At 62.8% G+C, this 18039-nt stretch carries 14 protein-coding genes; 12 read left to right on the top strand and 2 right to left on the bottom strand.

Annotated elements, in window-relative coordinates:
* The first annotated feature begins 7 nt into the window (after positions 1 to 7).
* The gene (locus G572_RS22125; protein WP_169391274.1) at positions 8 to 1837 is read left to right on the top strand and encodes a mechanosensitive ion channel family protein; all 1830 of its coding nucleotides are present in this window, start codon (positions 8 to 10) and stop codon (positions 1835 to 1837) included.
* Positions 1838 to 1922: 85 nt separating this feature from the next.
* Here the strand turns inward: G572_RS22125 and trmFO are convergent, their stop codons facing one another.
* Positions 1923 to 3335 carry a methylenetetrahydrofolate--tRNA-(uracil(54)-C(5))-methyltransferase (FADH(2)-oxidizing) TrmFO gene (gene trmFO, locus G572_RS0102450; RefSeq protein WP_029057138.1) on the bottom strand — a complete coding sequence of 471 codons (1413 nt, stop codon included), beginning with the start codon at positions 3333 to 3335 and terminating at the stop codon, positions 1923 to 1925.
* Positions 3336 to 3420: 85 nt separating this feature from the next.
* Here trmFO and G572_RS0102445 point away from each other — a divergent pair, with 85 nt between their 5' ends.
* The 4 genes from G572_RS0102445 to G572_RS0102430 all read left to right on the top strand — a co-directional run bounded on the left by G572_RS0102445 (position 3421) and on the right by G572_RS0102430 (position 8100).
* A complete protein-coding gene (locus G572_RS0102445; RefSeq protein WP_208979004.1) occupies positions 3421 to 4089 on the top strand; it encodes a hypothetical protein in 669 nt (222 codons plus the stop codon).
* Between the two features lie 639 nt (positions 4090 to 4728).
* Complete coding sequence (gene proS, locus G572_RS0102440; RefSeq protein ID WP_029057136.1) at positions 4729 to 6060, top strand: proline--tRNA ligase; 1332 nt, start codon at positions 4729 to 4731, stop codon at positions 6058 to 6060.
* Between the two features lie 37 nt (positions 6061 to 6097).
* Positions 6098 to 7387, top strand: coding sequence for a lipoprotein-releasing ABC transporter permease subunit (locus tag G572_RS0102435; RefSeq protein WP_029057135.1), 1290 nt, complete (start codon positions 6098 to 6100; stop codon positions 7385 to 7387).
* The gene (locus G572_RS0102430; protein WP_051241481.1) at positions 7384 to 8100 is read left to right on the top strand and encodes an ABC transporter ATP-binding protein; all 717 of its coding nucleotides are present in this window, start codon (positions 7384 to 7386) and stop codon (positions 8098 to 8100) included. Before G572_RS0102435 ends, G572_RS0102430 begins: the two co-directional genes overlap by 4 nt.
* Positions 8101 to 8200: 100 nt before the next feature.
* Here G572_RS0102430 and G572_RS0102425 read toward each other — a convergent pair whose 3' ends face one another.
* Positions 8201 to 8512 carry a DMT family transporter gene (locus G572_RS0102425; RefSeq protein WP_029057133.1) on the bottom strand — a complete coding sequence of 104 codons (312 nt, stop codon included), beginning with the start codon at positions 8510 to 8512 and terminating at the stop codon, positions 8201 to 8203.
* Between the two features lie 573 nt (positions 8513 to 9085).
* Here G572_RS0102425 and dnaE point away from each other — a divergent pair.
* The 7 genes from dnaE to G572_RS0102385 all read left to right on the top strand — a co-directional run bounded on the left by dnaE (position 9086) and on the right by G572_RS0102385 (position 18036).
* Positions 9086 to 12526, top strand: a complete 3441-nt coding sequence (gene dnaE, locus G572_RS0102415) for a DNA polymerase III subunit alpha (protein WP_029057132.1) — start codon at positions 9086 to 9088, stop codon at positions 12524 to 12526.
* 345 nt (positions 12527 to 12871) lie between these two features.
* Positions 12872 to 13702, top strand: coding sequence for a 30S ribosomal protein S2 (gene rpsB / locus G572_RS0102410; protein WP_029057131.1), 831 nt, complete (start codon positions 12872 to 12874; stop codon positions 13700 to 13702).
* A 127-nt stretch (positions 13703 to 13829) separates the two neighbouring features.
* Entirely contained in the window at positions 13830 to 14753 is a 924-nt protein-coding gene (tsf, locus tag G572_RS0102405) for a translation elongation factor Ts (RefSeq protein WP_029057130.1), read from the top strand.
* A 132-nt stretch (positions 14754 to 14885) separates the two neighbouring features.
* Complete coding sequence (gene pyrH / locus G572_RS0102400; RefSeq protein ID WP_029057129.1) at positions 14886 to 15605, top strand: UMP kinase; 720 nt, start codon at positions 14886 to 14888, stop codon at positions 15603 to 15605.
* A gap of 190 nt (positions 15606 to 15795) precedes the next feature.
* Positions 15796 to 16359 carry a ribosome recycling factor gene (frr, locus tag G572_RS0102395; protein ID WP_029057128.1) on the top strand — a complete coding sequence of 188 codons (564 nt, stop codon included), beginning with the start codon at positions 15796 to 15798 and terminating at the stop codon, positions 16357 to 16359.
* Positions 16360 to 16399: 40 nt separating this feature from the next.
* Positions 16400 to 17170: an isoprenyl transferase gene (locus tag G572_RS0102390; RefSeq protein ID WP_051241479.1), complete on the top strand. Its 771-nt coding sequence runs from the start codon at positions 16400 to 16402 to the stop codon at positions 17168 to 17170.
* Positions 17167 to 18036 carry a phosphatidate cytidylyltransferase gene (locus tag G572_RS0102385; protein ID WP_051241478.1) on the top strand — a complete coding sequence of 290 codons (870 nt, stop codon included), beginning with the start codon at positions 17167 to 17169 and terminating at the stop codon, positions 18034 to 18036. Before G572_RS0102390 ends, G572_RS0102385 begins: the two co-directional genes overlap by 4 nt.
* Positions 18037 to 18039 lie beyond the last annotated feature (3 nt).

Genomic DNA, 18039 nt, shown 5'->3' with positions numbered 1-18039 from the left:
GGAGCCGTTGATCGATTCGGCAACGCAATCGTCCGATACAGCACCTGATGAGGCACGCGAGCAGGTTCCCGACCTTCAGACGTTGCTGCGCGACTATCCGATCTCGCCGCCGGATACCACGAGCCCTCGGGCGTCGCTGGAAAGCTTTATGGTGCTGATGACCGAGGCAAGCCGGGTCTGGCAGGAGGTTCGCAACGACTTTCGCGACAGCGGCAACGCTTTCATGTCGGACGCGCAGAAGCGGCAGGTCGAAGTGGTTCGCCTGCTGATCTCGAAGGCCCGCGAGATCTTCGATCTGGGCGATATTCCTGAGACGGCACGCACCGCGGTTGGCGTGGAAATCGTCCTTCAGTTTCAGGAGATTCTCGACCGGATCTTTTTGCCGCCGCTGGACGAGATCCCGGGTGACAGGGCCGGGTCCTTCCTCCACGCAAAGGAAGTCTCCGACTTGCCGGAGCGCTGGACCATTCCCGGGACCAGCATCGTCTTCCAGCGCAGCGATGCCACCAAGGGCGATCTGAAGTACCTCGTCTCGCGCGAGACGGTCGACCGGATTCCGGAAGACTACGAAAGCGTCAAGATGTTCCCCTCACGCTCCGACAAGGGGGAAGATTTCTACGACTACTACATCTACACGCCGGGATATCTTGTCGCTCCGCGCTGGTACGATCTCATTCTGGCCGGCCCCAAATGGCTTCAGAACCATTTCATGTCGCAGGCCTACTGGCAGTGGGCGGCGCTCTTCTTGATGGTTCTGGTTGCCATTGCGATCCCGGTCATGCTGCAGCGCTGGAACCGTTGGCGTGCCGTCCCCCTGTCGGAGGTTCACCGGCGGTTGCGCGGCTTTCAGCAGCCGCTGCTCCAACTAATCGTCGTGATTGCGTTCCGTTATGTGGTGGACGAACAGATAAACATCACGGGTGCGCCGATGATCGCCATCGGGACTTTCTCCTCCGTGGTGTTGTGGGTCAGCCTTGCCTGGCTCGCCTATCAGTCCGTCGATCTGCTGGCGAGCTATGTAACCAAGAACCCGGCCATGCCGACGGCAAGCCTCGACTCCAGTCTGTTGCTCTCGGCCTTCCGACTGTTCGGTCTGGCCTTCGCGATCATTACGCTTGGATATGGAGCGACGCGGATCGGCATTCCCATCTACGGTGTCATCGCCGGTCTCGGTGTCGGCGGTCTGGCGGTCGCGCTTGCCGCGCAGCCGACCCTGGAAAACCTTATCGGTGGCGTGATCCTTTATGCCGACCGGATGGTAAGGGTCGGGGAATACTGCGAGTTCGAGGGATTCGCCGGAACGGTCGAGGCAATCGGCATTCGCTCCACGCGGCTGCGCGCTCTCGACCGCACATTGATCACTGTGGCCAATTCGGACCTGGCCAAGCGCAAGATCGTCAACTTCAGCAGGCGCGACCGGTTTTTGTTCCGTCATGTCGTCGGTCTGCGATATGAAACCGGGCGCGAACAGGTGATGAGCGTCGTTCGTGAAATCCACGGCTTCTTCTCCGCGCACCCGAAGGTGCTCGACCAGATGGCGTTGCGCGTGTCGCTCGTTGGCTATGGTGCCTATTCCGTCGACATTGAAATCTTCTCCTACATCTCGACCTCCGATCGGGACGAGTTCCTGATGATCCAGGAGGAGCTCCTGCTCGAAGTCGGGCGGCTCATCAAGGAGAACGGGTCGGACTTCGCGTTCCCGTCGAATGTGACCTATCTCGGCCGTGATTCCGGTTTGCCGTCGGCGAAAGACGAGAAGCGCCCGCAGGGCGCGAACAAGGCGTCCTTGCGTGGTGACCGGATGGACGACCTGATGGAGACGGCAAGCGAGGCGTGACGCGGTTCGGCCTGCGAGCGAAAACGAAATCGGCCGGTGAAGCGCGTCTTCACCGGCCGATTTCGTGATGTGCGTGTGGAAGCGTTTATTCAGCCGCTTGCCGCGTCGGAACGCTTGAGGCGATCCAGGTTTCGAAATCTGTGCGGGCGCGGCCTGTCATCGCGCGTTTCTTCGCCTTGCCCTTTTCCTTGCCCTTGAGCTTGCGGCCTTCGTCGTCGACCTGCGGCGCTTCGATCGGGGGGAAAAGTCCGAAGTTGACGTTCATCGGCTGGAACGAGCCCGGGCCAGGGTCGTCGCGCAGAATGTGCCCGCCGGTGATGTGACCGAGCAGCGCGCCCATCGCGGTGGTCGGGGGCGGCGGCGGGCAGGCGGTGCCATGCCGTTCGGCGGCGGCGAACAGGCCGGCCATGCAACCGACACTCGCCGATTCCACATAGCCCTCGCAGCCGGTGATCTGTCCCGCAAAGCGCAGATCGGGGCGCGCCTTCAGCCGCAGCGTCCCGTCAAGAAGCTTCGGCGAGTTCAGGAACGTGTTGCGGTGCAGACCGCCGAGACGGGCAAAGACAGCGTTTTCCAGCCCCGGAATCATGCGGAAGATCTCAAGCTGGGCGCCGTGCTTCAGCTTCGTCTGGAAGCCGACCATGTTGTAGAGCGTGCCAAGGGCATTGTCCTGGCGCAGCTGGACCACCGCATAGGGCTTTTCGGTCGGCTTGTGGGCGTTGGTCAGCCCCATCGGCTTCATCGGGCCGTGGCGCAGCGTTTCCCGGCCGCGCTCCGCCATCACCTCGATCGGCAGGCAGCCATCGAAATAGGGGGTCGACTGTTCCCACTCCTTGAACTCGGTCTTGGGTCCGTCGATCAGCGCATCGATGAAGGCGTCATACTGCACCTTGTCCATCGGGCAGTTGATGTAATCCTTGCCCGATCCGCCGGGGCCGACCTTGTCGTAGCGTGACTGAAACCAGCAGACGTCGAGGTCGATCGACTCAAAGTGCAGGATGGGCGCAATGGCATCGAAGAAAGCCAGCGCATCCTCTCCCGTTGCCTCAAGGATCGCACTCGACAGGGCAGGCGATGTCAGGGGGCCGGTCGCGACGATCACACTGTCCCAGTCCTCGGGCGGCAGTCCGTCGACTTCACCGCGCTCGATGGTGATCAGCGGATGATCCTCGAGCGTTTTCGTGACCGCTGCGGCAAAACCGTCTCGATCGACCGCGAGCGCGCCCCCCGCCGGAACCTGGTGGCTGTCGGCTGCGGACATGATAAGCGATCCGGCCGCGCGCAGTTCCGCGTGCAGCAATCCGACGGCGTTGTGGTCGGCATCGTCGGAGCGAAACGAGTTGGAGCAGACCAGTTCCGCAAGGTCCTGGGTCTTGTGGGCATCGGTGCCGCGGGTCGGTCGCATTTCATGCAAGACGACCGGCACACCGCGGCGGGCCATTTGCCAGGCGGCTTCAGATCCGGCGAGGCCGCCGCCGACTACATGGACAGGCTTCATCATCAATCCCTTTGCGACACCCTGCGCGTTGACGAATACTGTATACCTCGGTTCGAGACCGCTCCCATAGCGCGTCCCCTTCCTGGTGGCAATCGAACCGCGAACACCTGTTCGTACTTGGTCGAAAACGGAAACGATTCGAATGAAAAGATCTTCGGGCGCGATTGCGCTTGCCGGCCTTCTGCTGGCTGCGGCATGCGCCGGTCAGGCCGCCGGTCCTGCGCGTTCCTGGTACGCAGCACACGATGGCGTCGCACCGCGCGCCGACAGGATCTATGTCTGCCATGCGTTCGGCTGTGCGCGCAAGACTGCGGTCAGCTATTCGGGCAAGGATCTTGCCATGCTTCGCCGCATCCTGGCGAAGGGAAGGGCTTCGCCCGCCGCCGAGCGCAAGGCCATCGCCGAGGCGGTTGCCTGGGCGGAGCGCAAGGCAGGCCCGATTGTCGGATCGGAAGGCGACGTCGGCGGTTTCGATTTGCACAATTCCGGGGTGCCGGGGCAGATGGACTGCATCGACGAGGCAACAAACACCACCAGCGTGCTGCTTCTTGCCGCCGACAGAAAATATCTTGCGCACCATACGGTCTCTCGCCCTGTTGCGCGCGGGTTCTTTCTTGATGGGCGATATCCCCATGCCACCGCTGTCGTCCGCAGTTCCGACGGCTCGGCTTACGCGGTCGATTCCTGGCCCGAGGCGAATGGAAAGAAACCAATTGTGCAGCCGCTTGATGCCTGGTTCGCTGAACGAAGCTGACGGGGCGCACAAGGCAACGCTTCGCGCCGTGACGGTGCGCCGGCTGCCTGCTGTGACCTGACGCCGCAATTGCAACCGGAAGACGCATTTTTCGGCAGTCGCCGCGGGGGCATGTCGGTCTGACCGAGCGGATCTTCCCCTGACTTTACTGAACGAAAAGCTGCGGAATTGGTGCCGGGCAGAAAAAAAGCAAGGCACAAGGCCTTGCTTTTTAGGTTTCGCGTATCAAACCTTCATGCATGTCTAGTCATCTAGGATGTTTGACATGGGCAGCGACTTCGAAAAGCGCGCCAGAAGGCTCTTCCTCCCAAGACTCAGACCGCGATGTCTGCTTTTGCAGCAAAGTAAGCCTTGCAACTTCTCTGCCTTGTTATCGCCGCAGACATTAGCGCATCGTTGTCGTCTTGTCATCATTTTGTGCAACCTGCGCCCAAATTTTTTGCGAAGTCCCTCTTGAAATGCCTGATTGCATTTCAGGGTCGGGTGCCGGGGACATTCGCCTGCCCGAAATTGACGCGGGCCTTGTCTTTTTGCGATGCATGCGCTTTGACTGCCGCTTGAGAGATTCCCGCGCAAGACGTCGACCGCGTTGCCTCCATCGCCGGCCGGTCGCGCTTGCCCAATAGCCGAGTGTCCCGAATGCGTCTGTCCCGCTTTTTTCTTCCGATCCTGAAGGAAACGCCGAAAGAGGCGGAAATCGTCTCCCACCGGCTCATGCTGCGCGCCGGACTGATCCGCCAGGAGGCGGCCGGGATTTATGCCTGGCTGCCGCTCGGGTTGCGGGTTCTGAAGAAGATCGAGCAGATCGTTCGCGAAGAGCAAAATCGCGCAGGCGCCAATGAACTGCTCATGCCCACCGTCCAGCCGGCCGATCTGTGGATGGAAAGCGGGCGCTACAATGCCTACGGCAAGGAGATGCTGCGCATTCAGGACCGTCAGGACCGGGCGATGCTCTACGGGCCGACGAACGAGGAGATGATCACCGAGATTTTCCGGGCCTCGGTGCGCTCCTACAAGGACCTGCCGCTTAATCTCTACCATATCCAGTGGAAATTCCGCGACGAGCTGCGCCCGCGCTTCGGTATCATGCGGGGGCGCGAGTTCCTCATGAAGGATGCCTATTCCTTCGACCTCGACAAGGAGGGCGCGCGTCATGCCTACAATCGCATGTTCGTCGCCTATCTGCGGACCTTTGAGCGGATGGGACTGAAGGCGATCCCGATGCGGGCCGACACCGGGCCTATCGGCGGCGACATGAGCCATGAATTCATCATTCTTGCCTCCACCGGCGAGAGTGAAGTGTTCTGTGACAAGGCCATTCTCGATCTGCCGGTTCCCGGGGAGGACACCGACTTTGAGTCCGACCTGACGCCGGTGATCGACGCCTGGACGGCGCCCTATGCCGCCACCGATGAGATGCATGATGCCGCCGCCTATGCAGAGGTCGCGGAAGATGCGCGCATGTCGGCGCGCGGCATCGAGGTCGGCCACATTTTCTATTTTGGCACGAAGTACTCCGAGCCGATGAACGCGAAGGTCGCGGGTCCCGACGGCGTCGAGGTGCCCGTGCACATGGGGTCCTACGGCGTTGGTGTATCGCGGTTGCTTGGCGCGATCATCGAGGCGCATCATGACGACGATGGAATCGTCTGGCCGGCATCCGTGGCGCCCTTTGATGTCGGACTGGTCAATCTGAAACCTGGCGATGCCGCGACGGATGCGGCCTGCGCCGATATCGAGGCGCAGCTCGCCGCCGCCGGTCTCGATGTCCTTGTCGATGACGTCGACACGCGCGCCGGGGCCAAGTTCGCGACCATGGATCTCATCGGCCTGCCGTGGCAGCTTGTGGTCGGTCCGCGCGGACTGAAGGAGGGGACGGTGGAACTGAAGAACCGCGCCAGCGGCGAGCGCGTCTCGCTTTCGGCGCAGGACGCCGTCAACCGCCTGAGCGGCGATCGTGGGGCGGCGTGAGGTTGAAGAATCGGGCGCCGGGGCGCGAGAGGCAGGAATGACAGACGGCGCGGCCGCGACGAAGGACGTTGGCGAAACCCGCATGTTTGCCGGGTTCGAGTGGATGCTCGCCGGCCGCTATCTGCGGTCGCGACGTCGGGAGACCTTCATTTCCGTGATCGCCGGCTTTTCGTTTCTCGGCATCATGCTTGGCGTTGCGACGCTGATTATCGTCATGGCGGTAATGAACGGCTTTCGTGGCGAACTGCTCTCCAAGATCCTTGGCATCAACGGGCATCTCCTGGTTCAGCCGATCGGCAGTGAACTCGACGACTACGATGCTGTCGCAGCGCGTATCGAGAACCTCGAAAACGTGACCTTCACGCTTCCTTTCGTGGAAGGGCAGGCGCTTGTTTCGGGTCCTTCCGGTGCGTTCGGGGCACTGGTGCGCGGTGTGCGCGGGGTCGATCTACGCAAGTTGCCGCTTGTTGCCGATACGGTGACGGCCGGGACGCTCGATGGCTTCGACGAGGGGCAGGGCCTTGCCATCGGCACCCGCATGGCCCAGCAACTCGGCGTTACTGTCGGCGACCGCATCACCGTGGTGAGCCCGCGCGGCAATGTCACGGCGCTTGGCGTGACGCCGCGTGTGAAAGGCTATCCCATCATTGCGATCTTCGAGATCGGCATGTCCGAATACGATGGCACCATCGCCTTCATGCCTTTGTCGGAAGCGCAGCTCTATTTCAATCAGGAAGGTATCGCGACGGGCATCGAGGTCTTCACGGAGGACCCGGATCTTGTCGGGGAGATGCGGCCCAGGATCGAGGAGGGCGCGGGGCGGCCGGCATTCGTGAGCGATTGGCGGACGCGCAACATGACGTTCTTCTCCGCGCTGGAGGTGGAACGCAATGTGATGTTCCTGATCCTGACGCTGATCGTGATCGTTGCCGCGCTCAACATCATTTCCGGCATGACGATGCTGGTGAAGGACAAGGGGCGTGACATCGCGATCCTGCGTACCATGGGCGCAACGCGCGGCGCGATCCTGCGTGTGTTCGTCATTACCGGCGCGAGCATCGGGATTGTCGGCACGATCGCCGGCTTTCTGCTCGGCTTCGTGGTGTGTCTCAACATCGAAAGCATTCGCCAGGCGATTTCCTGGATGACGCGCACCGAGCTTTTCTCGCCGGAACTTTATTTCCTGAGCCGATTGCCGGCGGAAATGGATCCGGGGGAGACGTTTTCCGTCGTGGTGATGGCCATGGTGCTGTCTCTGCTTGCGACACTCTATCCGGCATGGCGCGCGGCGCGGCTGGATCCGGTTGAGGCATTGCGGTACGAATGACGACGGAACAAGGGTATAGGCAGGAAGACCAGGCGGCGGCGTTGCCGCTTGTGTTGTCCGGGGTCTGCAGGAGCTTTCGCGAGGGCGAGGGCCAGCTGGAAATCCTGCGCGATGCCGATCTTTCGTTGAACCCCGGTGAACTCGTGGCGCTTGTCGCCCCCTCGGGGGCGGGCAAGTCCACGTTGCTGCATATTGCCGGACTTCTGGAGCGCCCGGACAGCGGCGAGGTTCTGATCGGCGGCGTTGCCTGCGAGGGGCTGGCCGATGCCGAGCGCACCCGCATGCGCCGGCTCAGCCTCGGTTTCGTCTACCAGTTTCATCACCTTCTGCCGGAATTCACCGCGCTTGAAAACCTGATGATGCCGCAGCTGATCCGTGGTCTCGACAAGGGCGAGGCGCGCGCGCGCGCAAGCCAGTTGCTCGACTACATGCGGCTCGGGCCGCGCGCCGATCACCGCCCTTCGGAATTGTCCGGCGGCGAGCAGCAGCGGGTGGCGATCGCCCGCGCGGTTGCGAATGCGCCCCGCATTCTTCTGGCGGACGAACCGACCGGAAACCTGGATCCGGTCACCTCCGCCTATGTGTTCGACGCGCTTGTCGCGCTGGTGCGCGCATCCGGCCTTGCGGCCCTCATTGCCACGCACAACATGGAACTCGCCTCGCGGATGGACCGCAGAATCACGCTGCGCGACCGGCAGGTCGTGGAACTCTAAGTCCGGCAGGTCGTGGAACTCTGAACCGCGATCAGACCGGCGACTGCGATGCGGGGAGCACGATGCGATGCGCGCGCCGTACCGACGTCGGCTGCGCGGTTCACGACAGCTTCATGGCCACCATTCCGGCAACGATCAGCCCCGCGGCAAACAGTCTTTGCAGCGACAGCTCCTCGCCGAGAAATCCGATCCCGACGACGAACGCCCCCACCGCGCCGATGCCCGTCCAGATCATGTAGGCGGTCCCGAGCGGCAAGCTGCGCATGGCAATCGCGAGCAGCGTGAAGGATCCGGCCATCGCGGCGAGCATGAGAAGGGTCGGGCCGGGGCGTGTGAACCCGGCGGACAGCTTCATCGCGAAGGCCCAGACGACCTCGAGCAGACCGGCGACTATCAGAAGGATCCAGGACATGGCGCTCCCCATGACCGGGTCGTCCCGGTGAATTTGCCCATGGTGGGGAGGTCGTCCTCTTGATCCGGTCAAGATCGGGATTGCGGGCGCAAACGTCAAGGGCGCAATGACGGACCTTCCGGACTTCCGCGAAGCGGATGGCAGTCGCGGGGCCGGATCTCTTCAAGAATTCACATTCGCTTTACCATGTTTCCGCTGGCGCGGCCGGCGAAGGAGGTGGGGGGTTGCAAAAGGAACAAAACATGAACATTATGATTCCATCGAGGGTTAGAGACGCGGGAGGGCACCATGCTCGACGATTTTCGAGAGACACTTCAGGACCTGGCGGCACTTGGATCCCTGGTTTTGATGGGAGCGACGATGCTGATCTGGAGCGATGTGCTGGTGGAACTCGCCCGGATATGAGGCGCCAGTGCCCCCCTTTGGCGGTTGCTGTGGAGCAGCGGGCGGTTTCTGGGGAAGGCACCGGGCGGCCTCTCGACATCGACTGACGCACCATCGACACTCGAGGTCCTGTCAGGTTGACGGATCGCGGGCCGGCGCTCGGCTTGCCTCGAGGGTCGAAGAGGTTTCATGTCCGACGTCGGTTTCGTGCATCTGAGGGTTCATTCGGCGTTTTCGCTGCTTGAGGGCGCCTTGCCGATCGGTCGGCTTATCGATCTGGCCCGCGCCGACGATCAGCCGGCAATCGCGATCACCGATACGGCCAATCTTTTCGGCGCACTGGAGTTTTCCGAAAAGGCCTGGGGCGCCGGTGTGCAGCCGATCATCGGCGTGCAGATACCGGTCGATTTTCAGGATGGCGGGATCAAGCGGGGCCGGGACACAGTTCATCTGAGCGATGTCGTGCTGATTGCAGCGGACGAAGCGGGCTACGCCAACCTGATGGACATCGTCAGCCGGGCCTATCTGGACACCGATCCTTCGGTCCAGGCGCATGTCACGGCTGCACGGCTTGTGGCGCATGCCGAAGGTGTCATCCTGTTGACCGGCGGGGTGGCCGGGCCCGTCGGGCAGGCGCTGGTGGCGGGCGATGCGGAAACGGCGCGGGCGCGGCTGGAGACGCTGAAGGCGGGCTTTGCGGACCGGCTCTATGTCGAGATCCAGCGGCATGACATGCCCGAGGAGATCGCGACCGAGGAGGCGATGGTCCAGCTCGCCTATGCGCTTGAGCTTCCGCTCGTGGCCACCAACGAGCCCTTTTTCGCCCATCGCGACGATTACGAGGCGCATGATGCGCTGATCTGCATTTCAGAAGGCCGGATGCTCGTTGAGGACGACCGGCGCAGGCTGACGCCGGAGCATTGCTTCAAGACACGCGCGGAAATGCTGGCGCTTTTCGCCGACCTGCCCGAGGCCGCCGCCAACACGGTGGAGATCGCGCGGCGCTGCCATGCCCGCCCGTTGAAACACGCGCCGATCCTGCCGCAGTTTGCCGGCGCCTCCGACGATCCGGAGGCCGCCTTTCGGGCCGAGGTTGACGAATTGCGCCGCCAGGCGAAGGAGGGCCTATCCGCGCGGCTTGCGGCCCATGGTCTGGCTCCGGACGTCTCGGAAGACGAGTACTGGTCCCGTCTCGATTACGAGCTTGGCATCATCGAGCGGATGCAGTTTCCAGGTTACTTCCTGATCGTTGCCGACTTCATCAAGTGGGCGAAGGCGCATGACATTCCGGTTGGACCGGGCCGCGGTTCCGGCGCCGGTTCTCTGGTCGCGTGGTCGTTGACCGTTACCGACCTGGATCCAATGCGTTATGCGCTTCTCTTCGAGCGGTTTCTCAATCCGGAACGTGTGTCGATGCCGGATTTCGATATCGATTTTTGTCAGAACCGCCGCGAGGAGGTCATCCGCTACGTCCAGGAAAAATACGGACGTGCGCAGGTGGCGCAGATTATCACCTTCGGGACGCTGCAGGCGCGCGCCGTGTTGCGCGATGTCGGCCGCGTCCTGCAGATGCCTTACGGGCAGGTCGACCGGTTGTCCAAGATGGTGCCGGCCACGCCCGGCCAGCAGGTGACGCTGGAGCAGGCGATCCGTGACGAGCCGCGCTTGCAGGAGGCGCAGCGCGACGAGGAGATCGTCGCGCGTTTGTTGGCGATGTCTCAGAAGCTCGAAGGCCTCTACCGGCACGCCTCGACGCATGCCGCCGGCGTGGTGATCGGCGACCGGCCGCTGGAGCAGCTCGTTCCGCTCTACCGCGATCCGCGTTCCGACATGCCGGTTGCCCAGTTCAACATGAAGTGGGTCGAGCAGGCGGGGCTGGTCAAGTTCGACTTTCTCGGCCTGAAAACCCTCACGGTGATCGATACGGCTGTGAAGCTGATCGCCGATAAGGACATCACGGTCGATATCGCCGCTTTGCCGATGGACGATGCCGCGACCTACAGGCTGCTCGCGGCCGGTGAGACTGTCGGCGTGTTCCAGCTGGAAAGTCAGGGCATGCGCCGCGCGATCGCGGGCATGAAGCCCGACCGGTTCGAGGACATCATCGCTCTGGTGGCGTTGTACCGCCCCGGTCCCATGGACAACATCCCGGTCTACAATGCTGTCAAGCATGGCGAGCAGGAGCCGGATTGCCTGCACCCCCTGCTGGAACCGATCCTGATCGAGACCAATGGCATCATCGTCTATCAGGAACAGGTGATGCAGATCGCCCAGATCCTGTCGGGCTATTCGCTCGGCGAAGCCGATCTTTTGCGTCGAGCGATGGGCAAGAAGATCGCCGCGGAGATGGAGGTTCAGCGCGCACGGTTCGTCGACGGTGCCGTGGAACGCGGCATCGACAAGGGGCAGGCGGGCTCGATCTTCGATCTCGTGGCGAAATTCGCCAACTACGGCTTCAACAAGTCGCATGCCGCAGCCTATGCGCTGGTCTCCTATCAAACGGCCTGGCTCAAGGCCAATCACCCGGTCGAGTTCATGGCGGCGTCGATGACGCTGGACCTTGGAAACACGGACAAGCTGAGTGACTTCTGCGTCGAGGCGCGTCGCATGAAGGTGGACGTCCTGCCGCCTTCGGTGAACCATTCCGGTGTGCATTTCTCGGTCGAGGGCGAGAAGATCCGTTATGCCATGGGCGCGATCAAGGGCGTCGGGGAGCAGGCGGTGGAGCACATCATCGAGGTGCGCGGCGACAAGCCTTTCGCCAGCATCGGGGATTTCGCAACCCGCATCAGCGCGCGACAGTTGAACAAGCGGACGCTGGAAAGCCTCGTCAATGCGGGCGCATTCGATGCGCTTGAGTCCAACCGTGGACGTCTGGTCGCCGGGATGGACCGGATCCTGGGCGTCGCGCAGCGCACCGACGAAGAAGCGCTGAGCGGGCAGAACGACATGTTCGGCGGCAGCGAGGGCGGCGAGGCGGTTCATCTTCCCGATGCGCCGGACTGGATGCCGGAGGAGCGCCTGCAGCGCGAACAGTCGGCGATCGGCTTTTATCTGTCGGCGCATCCGCTCGATTCCTACATGCCGCTTTTGGAGCGGATGCGGGTCCAGATGTGGGCGGATTTCTCGCAAGCGGTGAAACAGGGCGCCACGGCCGGTCGTCTTGCCGGCACAGTTCTTGGTCGGCAGGAACGCAAGACACGTTCGGGAAACAAGATGGGGATCGTTCGCCTGTCCGATCCCACGGGCCAGTACGAGGCCCTGCTGTTTTCCGAATCCCTGCAGCAGTACCGCGATGCGGTTGAACCTGGAAGATCCGTGGTTCTCCTCGTCGGTGCCGACATGCGCGACGATGAGCCGAGCCTGCGTATCCAGTCGGTGAAGCCGCTGGAAGAGGCCGCGACCCAGGTCCAGCGAAGCCTGACCGTGTATCTCAACCATCCGGATGCGGCCCGGCGCCTGCAGCGTCATCTCGGCGAGCGTGGCGATGGGGACGTAAGCATCGTCGTGCTGGTCGATGGCGGGGCGCGCGAGGTCGAAGTGAAACTGCCCGGACGTTTCCGCCTGTCGCCCCAGATCGCCGGGGCCATGAAGACAATTCCCGGTGTCGTCGAGGTCCAGCTCGCATGAGCCGCGAAGACCATGCGAATCGCGGCTGACCGGCTGGACCGGCTGTCTTGAGACCGGCCCGGCGTTTGCCGGGAGGAGAGGGCGGATCCCGGGTATGTCGCGCAGGTCTTGGTGCGTGTGGGCCCGCCGCAGTTCGCCGGATCGTCCCGTTTGGCGCATCTCGCGCACAGGGAATTGGCGATGATGCCCGCGCGGGCTTGAATTGCCGGGCGACGACGACTATAACGCGCGCATTCCACACGCAGGGTCGGTTTTCGTTCTTGAACGGGGTCCATCCGGTGTAAGCGCGCGAGCGCTGCCACGCCCTGCGGAGGTATAACCGGAAAATCAAGGAGTTGCACGGCCATGGCCCTGCCCGAATTCTCTATGCGTCAGCTGCTGGAAGCTGGTGTCCACTTCGGTCACCAGAAGCACCGTTGGAACCCGAAGATGGGCGATTACATCTTCGGTGTCCGCAACAACATCCACATTCTCGATCTCGCGCAGACCGTTCCGCTTCTGCATCAGGCGCTGAAGACGGTGTCCGACACCGTGGCCGCCGGCGGTCGCGTGCTGCTGGTCGGCACCAAGCGTCAGGCCCAGGAAGCTGTCGCGGACGGCGCGCGCCGGTCCGCGCAGTATCATGTCAACGCCCGCTGGCTTGGCGGCATGCTGACCAACTGGAAGACCATCTCCCAGTCGATCCAGCGTCTGCGCAAGCTGGAAGAGACGCTCAGCAACCCGAGCGGCCTGACCAAGAAAGAGCGGCTCTTCATGGACCGCGAGCGCGAGAAGCTCGAGCGCAACCTTGGCGGCATCAAGGACATGGGCGGTCTGCCTGACCTCCTGTTCGTGATCGACACCAACCGCGAGGCGATTGCCATTCAGGAAGCCAAGCGTCTTGGCATTCCGGTCGCGGCCATCGTCGACAGCAACTGCGATCCGGTCGGCATCGACTACCCGGTTCCGGGCAACGATGACGCCGGCCGTGCCATCAGCCTCTATTGCGATCTGATCGCCCGCGCTGCGATCGACGGCATTTCCCGTGCCCAGGGCGGCATGGGCATGGACGTCGGCGCAGCCGAAGAAGCCCCGGTCGAGCCGGCGCTTGAAGCGGAAGCTGCGGCCGAGGCTCCGGCCGAAGCGGCTCCGGCCGAAACGGCCGCTGCCGAAGAAACCCCGGCGAAGGTCGGCTGACGAAACCCGAGCGTTGCCCGGCAGGCCGCAGTGCCTGCCGGCGAAGCGTTTGTGCGTTTCTGTCATCAATCCTATGTGAGGCCTCGGCTAGGAATGCCGGGGTAAACACCCGTCAACGAGGCGATCTATGAGCATTACCGCAGCGATGGTGAAAGAGCTCCGCGAAAAGACCGGCGTGGGCATGATGGACTGCAAGGCAGCCCTTGCGGAAAACAACGGCGACATGGACGCAGCTGTCGACTGGCTGCGCACCAAGGGGCTGGCGAAGGCCGCAAAGAAGGCCGGTCGCGTCGCGGCCGAGGGGCTTGTCGGCGTTGCATCGGACGGCACCCGTGCCGCTGTGATCGAACTCAACTCCGAAACCGACTTCGTGGCTCGCAACGAGGCGTTCCAGGCACTGATCGCCGGCACGTCGCAGGCGGCGCTTTCCGTCGATGGCGATGTGGCGGCGCTTGCCGACGCTCCGTTCCCGGGTCGGGACAAGACGGTTGGCGACGAGATCAAGGAAGCGATCGCAACGATCGGCGAGAACATGTCGCTGCGTCGCGCTGCCGCGCTTTCGGTCGATAACGGCGCCGTGGCAACCTATGTCCATGGCGCGATTGCCGACGGCATGGGCAAGATCGGCGTTCTCGTCGCCCTGGAATCGACCGGCGATGCCGAGCAGGTCAATGCATTCGGTCGCAAGATCGCGATGCATGTCGCTGCGACGAACCCGCTGTCGCTCAATGTCGCATCGCTGGATGCCGACGTTGTCGAGCGCGAGCGTCAGATCTTCTCCGAACAGGCACGCGAATCCGGCAAGCCGGAAAACATCATCGAAAAGATGGTCGAAGGTCGCCTGCGCAAGTTCTACGAGGAAGTGACGCTTGAGAAGCAGGCGTTTGTCATCGATCCGGACAAGACGATCGAGCAGGCCATCGAGGCCTTTGCAAAGGATCTCGGCAGCCCTGTCACACTGACCGGTTTCGTCCGATTTGCCCTCGGCGAGGGGATCGAAAAGGAAGAAACGGATTTCGCGGCGGAAGTCGCCGCGGCGGCAGGCAGTTAAGCCCCGACAAAGGCGCCGGTCATTCCGGCGCCTTTCTTCTGTCCGGCACCGTCGCTCCACTGTGCAGGGGCACGTCACCTTGCCGGGCCACATGACAACAAAACCGGCCAACCCAAACGGCGAGACAAAAAGATGACGAGACAACTTCGCTGGCGGCGGGTACTTGTGAAACTGTCGGGCGAGGCCCTGATGGGATCGCAGGAGTTCGGGATCGACCCGGAAACTGTCGGGCGCGTGGCCAAGGAAATCGCCGAGGCGGTGAGCCTCGGGGCCCAGGTCGGGGTCGTGGTTGGCGGCGGCAACATCTTCCGCGGCGTCGCCGTTGCGGCAAAGGGCGGAAACCGGGTGACCGGCGACCACATGGGCATGCTGGCGACGGTCATGAATTCGCTGACGCTTGCCGATGCGCTTCGCCGTCTTGGCGTTCCCGCCCGTGTCCTGTCCGCTGTTCCCGTTCCCTCGATCTGCGAGACCTTCACCCAGCGCAGCGCCGAGCGCTACATGGAAGACGGCGACGTGATCGTCTTTGCCGGCGGCACGGGCAATCCGTTTTTCACCACCGACAGCGGTGCTGCATTGCGTGCGGCCGAAATGCGTTGCGATGCCTTCCTGAAGGGCACGAGTGTCGATGGCGTTTATTCCGACGACCCGAAAAAGGTGCCTGACGCCGAGCGCTACGACACGCTGACGCCCGGCGAGGTGCTGAACCGAGACCTGAAGGTGATGGATGCAACCGCCATTGCGCTTGCGCGTGACAATGCGATTCCCGTGATCGTCTTTTCCATCCGCACCCCCGGCGCGCTTGTCGACGTGATGAACGGCGCGGGGCTTTATACCGTCATTTCCGACTGACTGCCGCAAACGGCTTTCGACAGCCGGAGCTCTGCGGATTGCCTTGCCGTTTCCAGCGTTGTTTTGCGGTCTCGGGCGGGGCCGACGTGCGGAAGCGCTTGCGTTTCCGCCGCGCGTCATGGAAATAAGACGCAATGTGTTTGGTCGATCGGCCTTGGTCCGGTCGCGTGAAATGATGAGAGAGGACACTATGGCCGATCAGGATGTCGATTTTGGCGATCTCGAGCGTCGGATGACCGGGGCGATTGGCGTCCTGAAGACAGATCTTGCGGGTCTGCGTACCGGTCGGGCATCCTCCAGCATGCTGGATGCGATTTCTGTCGAAGCCTACGGTTCTCCCATGCCGATCAACCAGGTCGCCACGGTCAGCGTTCCCGAGCCGCGGATGATCTCGGTTCAGGTCTGGGACAAATCGATGGTGGGCGCCGTCGAGCGGGCGATCCGCGAATCGAATCTGGGTCTCAATCCGGTTGTGGACGGCACGAACCTGCGTCTGCCGATTCCGGAACTGAACGAAGAGCGGCGCAAGGATCTGATCAAAGTCGCGCACAAATACGCGGAGCAGTCGAAGGTGGCGGTGCGTCATGTCCGTCGTGACGGCATGGAAACGCTCAAGAAGCTGGAGAAGGACGGCAGCATCAGCGAGGACGACAGCCGGGTATCTGCCGATCGCGTGCAAAAGATGACCGATGGAATGATCGCCGATATCGACGCAATGCTTGCCAAGAAAGAACAGGAAATCTCCCAGATCTGATTGCAGATTGCGATTCGATCACAACGAAAGGGAGCAGGGGATGACGGTGACGGCAGGCCTGAACGTATCCGAGCAGGTCAGCGCGGCGGAGCGTGTCGACGTTCCGCGACATGTCGCCGTGATCATGGATGGCAACGGGCGATGGGCCGTCAAGCGCGGCCTGCCGCGTACGGAAGGCCATCGCGCCGGCGTTACCTCCCTTCGCCGCACCGTTCGCCATTGCTCCGACCGGGGCGTGCAATTTCTCACGCTTTTCAGCTTCTCGTCGGAAAACTGGAACCGTCCCGCTGCGGAAGTGGGGTTCCTGATGGGGCTTCTCGAGCGTTTCGTGCGGCGTGACCTGGCGGAAATCCACCGTCAGAACGTTCGGGTCACGATGATCGGGGAACGTGAGGGGCTCGATAAACGAATTCTCGGTCTCATCGAGGAAGGCGAGGCCCTGACGTGCGACAACACCGGTATGACGCTCGTGGTCGCCTTCAACTATGGTGGCCGCAACGAGATCGCCAGGGCGATCCGGCGCATTGCCGGGGAGGTTGAGGCAGGTCGGCTCAAGGCGGAAGATGTGACCGAGGCGCGCATTGCGCAATATCTCGACACTGCCACGCTCCCCGACCCGGACCTGATCATCCGCACCAGCGGCGAGCAGCGCTTGTCGAATTTTCTGCTCTGGCAGGCGGCTTATGCGGAGTTCTACTTCCCGGACGTCCACTGGCCGGACTTCGATGAATGCGCGCTTGAACAGGCGTTTGCAGCCTATGCCGCGCGGGACCGTCGCTTTGGCGGCTTGTCCGCGAAAGTCGCGAGATGAGCGAGGGACCGCTGCCCGTTCCGACGTCCGACATCAGGCGCACTGAACTCCGGCTGCGCGTGATATCCGCGCTTCTTCTTGTGCCGGCCGCGCTTGCGGTGACCTATGTCGGCGGAGTCTGGTTTGCTCTGGGCGCGGGCGCCTGTGCGCTCATTTTGCTGCGCGAGTGGTCCCTTATCGTCAAGGCGCAGAACGCACGTATTGCCTGCGCGCTGGCCTATGGAACGGTGACGGTGGCCGTGATCGCCGCGAGCGCAGGTGAGGTTGCGGCCGGATTTGCGCTTCTTCTGGTCGCCACTGCCGCTCTTGCCTTGTCAGCCGTTGCGATGGGTCAAAGGCACATCCTGTGGCTTGCCGGCGGCGTAGCCTACGCCGGAAGCTCCGGCGCGGTGCTGGTCGTGCTGCGCGAGGGAACCGCCGGCCTTGCGGTCATCGTCTTTCTGTTCGGCGTCGTCTGGGCGACCGATATCGTCGCCTATTTCGTCGGCCGCCGCTTCGGCGGGCCGAAGCTTTGGGTCCGGGTCTCGCCGAAAAAGACATGGAGCGGCGCCATTGGCGGGTTTGTCGCAGCCGTGGCAATCGGCTGGCTTGGCCATCAGGTGACCGGCCGGGCGGGCATGGGGGTCTGGCTCCTCTTTGCTGCAGGGCTTTCGGTGTTTTCCCAGATCGGAGACCTGTTTGAATCCGCGTTGAAGCGCCATTTCGGCGTGAAGGATTCCGGGCACATCATCCCCGGGCACGGCGGTGTCATGGACCGGCTCGACGGGCTGGTCGGGGCGGGCGTTCTTGGATACGCAGTCGCCGCTCTCCTGACCGGGTCGATGGTCGATCCGGTTGGCCAGATCATTTCAATGCGGGGATACTGACGC

The sequence above is a fragment of the Stappia stellulata DSM 5886 genome (assembly GCF_000423705.1).
Lineage (GTDB): Bacteria > Pseudomonadota > Alphaproteobacteria > Rhizobiales > Stappiaceae > Stappia > Stappia stellulata.
The sequence above is the reverse complement of the archived record's forward strand: the minus strand, read 5'-3'. Positions and strand labels throughout refer to the sequence as shown.